This is a genomic window from Vibrio sp. R11-SG3-ISO3-SZ, assembly GCF_059834345.1.
Genome location: NZ_JCBDGX010000147.1, coordinates 1 through 5562 on the forward strand (window position 1 = coordinate 1; position 5562 = coordinate 5562).

Below are 5562 nucleotides of genomic sequence, written 5' to 3' on the forward strand. Positions count from 1 at the left end.
GGCTCAAACAGACTCGCCAAGTGTTCCGCCGCGATGCCGGCGCCATTGTCGGTCACCGAGAGCAACACCTCGCTGCCCCGCTGCCAAGTGCGAATCTGAATCTTACCGTGCTCTCGATGCCCGTTTGCATCGTCTTCTTTTGCGGTATTGGCGTCTTCAGCAATCGCATCGGCGGCATTGCGTAGCAGATTCACTAACACTTGCTCCAACTTGATCTCCTCCGCGCGCACAAGCAGCGCTGACTCTGGCGGCTGCCAATCGAGCACAATGCGATGTTTGTCTAACCTAGGTTGAACCACCACCAGCGCGTTGCGCACAGACTGTGCGATATCAACGGGCGATAGCGCGCTGACCGACTTGCTGGCAAAGTGCTTCAAGCGTGAGATGATTTTTGTCACGCGGCGAATAAGGTGATCGATCTCGTCAAGATTCTCTTGCGCCATCTCATAGCCACCGCGCTCAACCAATAATTGGGTACTGGCCAAATAGGTCAACGTGGCTTGCAATGGCTGACTGATTTCGTGCACCAACTCCGCAGACAGTTGACCCAACGCGGCCAATTTTTCTGCCTGAATCAACTCTTCGTTGGTTTGCCGCAAGATATTTTCCGTACGGATACGCTCTTCGATCTCTCGTTTGAGTTGCGAGTTACTCTGCCTGAGGGCGTTGGTGCGCTGCGCCACCCGCCATTCGAGCTGCTGCTGATGGCGAAAACGGCTCATCAAATAGAGCGCCACCAGCGCTAACACCGTCGCTATCAAGGCGGCAACGATCATCGCGTTGTATTTGCTTTGGGTAAGGTCTTGCAGATCACTGAGGTAGACCAATCGCCAACCGAGCGCACGAATATCGCGTTGATGGAGAACGTAGCGTGTCGCGACGCCCTCCTCGCCGCGAAGATCCAACACCGTTTTTCCTTGTGGTGAGCTGGGCAAAGCCGTATAGCTCAGCGGTTCAATCGGGTGATTGGCGTACTTTTGTGCTTGGCGTAATGCCTCTCGGACTTGGTCAGAAATCGCGCCCAAGGTGCGGTATCGCCAATGCGGCTGACTGGCCAAAAAGATCACACCGTCAGCATCACTGACCCAAACCCCTTCGCCACCTGCACGCCAACTCGCTTCCAATTGCGACATGTCCACTTTGAGGACAGTGACACCAACAATCTGGTTTTCGACGCGAACAGGACGAGAGAGAAACAGACCCGGTTCACCTGTGGTCACGCCGATGGCAAAAAAGCGACCATTGCGGCCCGCCATCGCCTCGGTAAAGTAAGGGCGAAAGTGGTAATCATGGCCGACAAAGCTGCCCTCTTGGTTCCAGTTGCTACTGGCAAGGACTCGCCCTGATTTGTCCATTAGATACAGTGCATCCGCACCCGATTCACTTTGCCACTGAGCCAGTTTTTGGTTCACTTCGTCAATCAACGGCGTTTTCTCTGGCGTTGCCAGTAGCTGATGCACGTCATCATCTTGCGCGGCAATAAACGGAAGATAGTGAAAGCGTTGATACTCAGCCTCAACGGTCGAGGCGTAGAGATTCAGCCTCTCTTCACCGACGGTATCAAGCTGCGCAAAATGTCGTGTCTCGATACTCTCGATCCATAACCGAGCCATAACAATAGCCAGTACCGTTGCAATCACCACGATCCAGACCGTGACTTTTCTACTGCTCTCGAGGTGCAGCGCCCACCACGCCGGTTTACTGACCATGATTTCCCTTATCTGTTGTACGACGACGATTGTGCCTTTCACTGAGCTTGAGCAATTCAAAAACCGCGCCAGCCTGCGCCCTCTACCGCTTAGCGATAAGCCTGATGGACGCGCGACGGCGCGACTCTTAATAGGTACACAAATAGCACTCGCTGCCATCGGCCAAATTTGGCGCATCCAATGACTCACCTCCCACAAGGATGAGCCAATTTTGGCCGATTTTCTTGTTGCTGCGTCTAAATTGCGCCGTTCATCACGCCAAGTCGGCTCGCTCAGCCCTTTCATCACCGGGCGGGGCGCAAACAGTTAACATTATCACAACAAGTTGGCAAACCCCTTGCTATACCCAATGGGTCACAACAAAAAACGGAGCGCCATGTTAAGCAGGCTAAACCTGTCGCGCCCACTTCAACCCTACACGACTGGTGACCAGTCAAATCAATACAACAAGGATGAAAGAATGAAAACTCTCAACGCCACGTTAATCACCGCCCTCGCGTTAAGTGGGTTTGTCGCAACGGAAGTCAGAGCCGCTACCGAGTGGAACGTCTCTCTGTGGGGCAAACGCCGCGCTTTTACCGAAAACGTCGAAAAGCTGGCTGAGCTGGTCGAGGCGAAAACCAACGGCGAGTTCAAGCTCAATATTTCTTACGGTGGCTTATCAAAAGCAAGAGAAAATCTCGATGGCATCTCTTTTGGCGCGTTTGAAATGGCGCAGTTTTGTGCCTTCTACCACGCTGACAAAAACCCCACCATCACGGTGGCAGAATTACCCTTCTCTCAAGATGTATCGCTTGGCCGCGTGAGCGAAATCTACATGGAACTGTTCAAGCATCCGGCCGTGGTTAAGGACCTCGCTCGCTGGAATGCCACGCTCCTTATGCCTACACCAATGCCGCAATACAACATCGCCAGTAAAGGCGATCCGCTAACGTCACTGGAAGACTTTGACGGTCTGCGTGTCCGCGGCCCGGGCGGTATTATGGGTGTGTTGAGTAAACTGGGCGCGATCAAAACCGGTGTTCCGTTTGCCGAAGTTCGTCAGTCCATGGACTCCAATGTTATCGATGCGGCTTCATTTGCGCCGCACGCGCATCTCGCCACCAACTCCTACAAAGTGGCGACGTGGGGCACCACCAACCTCAACTTAGGTTCTGCTAACTGTCCGGTGGTGGTCAACACCGAAGCGCTAGAGATGCTCAAACCCAGTCACCGCGAAGCGCTGATTGGTTCTGTGGACGAAGCGCTCGATTTCTACGTTCAAAACTACGAACAGAACACCACTGCAAAATACGAAACCGCAGTTAAAGCGCAAGGTTTGACCATGGTGACGTTCAACGCCGAACAAACCGAGCAGTTGAACACGCTCTCTGAGTCCGTACGTCAAGAGTGGGTGGCGCAGTACAAAGATCAGTTTGACTCTCAAGCGGTCCTTGATTTCACCGCCGGGTTATTCGCACAAAAGTAACTGAACACTAAGCTCGTTGGGCTCAATCTGAGCCCAACGTTTCCTGCTTCACCTTGATTTTATTTTGATGACGTAAATCGCTATTCGATGAATGTCTGAGACAAAAGGAGGCCGAAATGTCGGCTGCTGCGTCCGTACGAGAAGATCACTCTCTGCTCAGTCGAGTGGATCGCTGGTTGTTCCGTTTTGAATCGCTACTGAACTTACTCGGTGGCATCACCATATTTTTATTGGTTTTTCTTGCCACTGTGAACATCTTGGGCCGTTGGCTGTTGAGTGCCCCTATCAGCGGTTATGTGGATTGGGTGGAACAAGCGATGGCGTTTATTGCCTTTCTTGGCATTGCCTACACTCAGCGAATGGGTGGCCACATTCGCATGGATATTGTTGTCGGCCAGTTTCGCGGTCGATGGCTGTGGTTTACTGAACTGCTGACGACCGCGCTGATGCTGTTGGTCACTGTCGTACTGATCTACGGCTCTTACCTGCATTTCTGGCGCGCTTACTCGATTGGCGACTCCTCACTCGACATCAATCTCCCCACGTGGCCAGCCAAATTAGTCGTCACTGCGGCGCTGTCGATTCTCGCCTTGCGTCTCTGTTTACAACTCTGGGGTTATGCACGTGCGCTAAGGCAAGGCGGCGACTCGCCAGTAGCCGTGCCTTTGATTGAGTCCGCTGCGGAAGTGGCGGCAAAAGAAGCTGAAAGTGTCAGCGGTCACGACAACTAGGAGCCTTATCTTGTCTGATTTATTTACTACGATGGGCAACATGGACAGTATCGAAATCGGTCTGTGGGTGTCCGGAGCCATGCTCCTGTTTGTTCTTCTCGGTGTGCGCGTCGCCTTTGCCGCTGCGATTGCGGGTTTTTTAGGTCTGGTTTGGATCTTTAGTGCCAAACTGGGTTTTGAGCGCGGCTTTATGGTTGCGATCAAAATGGCTGGCACCATCCCTCACTCTAAAGTGTCATCGCTGGCGCTCTCATTGATCCCAACCTTTATTCTGATCGGTTTTCTCGCGTATCACGCAGGTCTCACCAAATCATTGTTTGAGGCGGCGAAGCGTTGGGTGGGCTGGCTCCCAGGCGGCATGGGGGTGGCGACGGTTTTCTCTACCGCAGGTTTTGCCGCGGTGTCGGGAGCGTCTGTAGCCACCTCTGCAGTGTTTGCGCGTATCGCGGTCCCTGAAATGCTCAAACTCGGATACGACAAGCGCTTTGCTGCAGGCGTGGTCGCCGCAGGTGGCACACTCGCTTCCTTGATCCCCCCTTCGGCTATTTTGGTAATTTACGCCATCATTGTTGAGCAAGATGTCGGCGCGCTGCTGATGGCGGGCTTTATTCCCGGATTGGTCTCGGCACTCATCTATGGCGGCTTAGTCATCTTCCTTGCGATGACGCGCAAAAACTTCGGTCCACCAGTGCGCGGCTACACTTGGAAACAGCGCATGGAGTCACTGCCTGCGGCTGCACCGATCTTCTTTGTTGTCGCCATCATCATGATCTGTATCTATGGTGGTGTGGGTACGCCCACCGAAGCAGGCGCGCTTGGCGCGACCGCCATTCTGTTTGTCGCACTCTATCACGGCAGTCGCTGGCAAGAGCTGAAAAGCTCAATGATGGAGACCGCGAAACTGTCGGCGATGATCTTCGCCATCATTTGGGGCGTGTTGATTTACGTGCGTTTTCTTGGCTTTGCCGATTTGCCGAGCGCCTTCTCAGACTGGATTGTCAGCCTTGAACAAAGCCCGATGTTGACACTGCTGCTTATCCTCTGCGCCTACGCCGTCCTTGGCATGTTTATGGACGCCATCGGCATGCTTTTGCTGACGTTACCTGTGGTCTATCCTGCCATTATTGCCTTAAACGGCGGAATGGATGTCGCCGCGGCAGACTCCGCCTTCGGTGTGTCTGGCATTGGCTGCGCAATCTGGTTTGGCATTATCGTGGTGAAAATGGCAGAGCTGTGTCTCATTACTCCACCGATTGGCTTGAACTGCTTTGTGGTGGCTGGCGTGCGCCCCGAGTGCTCAGTACAAGATGTCTTTCGCGGATGTACGCCATTTTTTGTCGCCGATGTCATTACCATCGCGGTATTGATCGCCTTCCCGAGCATCGTTCTTTGGTTACCGGAGTTGATTGGCTACGCGTAATCAACGCAAACAGGGAGCCTCGGCTCCCTGTTTGTTTCTCTCTATCGAATTGAATCTCGACACACGCTCAATCTCGCTATCTAGAGCATGGTCAACGCCAATTTGGCAAGGTTGTAGGCATCGACATAGCCTGAGTGCTGGCGCCCTTCCCAGTCAATGCCTTGACTTTCTTGTGCCGCGCGATGCCCAATACGTTTGTCTTTCAGGCGATGCTGAATTCGATACAGGGTCGCA

Annotated in this window: 4 protein-coding genes and 1 pseudogene; 3 read left to right on the forward strand and 2 right to left on the reverse strand. The window is 53.4% G+C overall.

What is annotated here, in order from left to right; all coding sequences use genetic code 11:
• Positions 1-1709: sensor histidine kinase (locus AC6R1O_RS16825; protein ID WP_500657460.1), on the reverse strand; the 1709-nt coding region annotated here is incomplete at its 3' end.
• 460 nt (positions 1710-2169) lie between these two features.
• Between AC6R1O_RS16825 and dctP the strand changes: the two genes are divergently transcribed.
• The 3 genes from dctP (at position 2170) to AC6R1O_RS16840 (ending at position 5328) form a co-directional block, all read left to right on the forward strand.
• Positions 2170-3177, forward strand: a complete 1008-nt coding sequence (gene dctP, locus AC6R1O_RS16830; RefSeq protein ID WP_500630387.1) for a TRAP transporter substrate-binding protein DctP — start codon at positions 2170-2172, stop codon at positions 3175-3177.
• Between the two features lie 116 nt (positions 3178-3293).
• Positions 3294-3908, forward strand: coding sequence for a TRAP transporter small permease subunit (locus tag AC6R1O_RS16835; RefSeq protein ID WP_500630386.1), 615 nt, complete (start codon positions 3294-3296; stop codon positions 3906-3908).
• Positions 3909-3918: 10 nt separating this feature from the next.
• The gene (locus AC6R1O_RS16840; protein ID WP_334552457.1) at positions 3919-5328 is read left to right on the forward strand and encodes a TRAP transporter large permease; all 1410 of its coding nucleotides are present in this window, start codon (positions 3919-3921) and stop codon (positions 5326-5328) included.
• An 80-nt stretch (positions 5329-5408) separates the two neighbouring features.
• Here AC6R1O_RS16840 and AC6R1O_RS16845 read toward each other — a convergent pair.
• Positions 5409-5562: pseudogene (locus tag AC6R1O_RS16845) on the reverse strand (exonuclease); the annotation flags it as partial.

What these genes read in the sequence shown, in the direction of transcription:
- AC6R1O_RS16835 (WP_500630386.1), top strand. Translation starts at nt 3,294, where the DNA reads ATGTCGGCTGCTGCGTCCGTACGAGAAGATCACTCTCTGCTCAGTCGA.
- dctP (WP_500630387.1), top strand. Translation starts at nt 2,170, where the DNA reads ATGAAAACTCTCAACGCCACGTTAATCACCGCCCTCGCGTTAAGTGGG.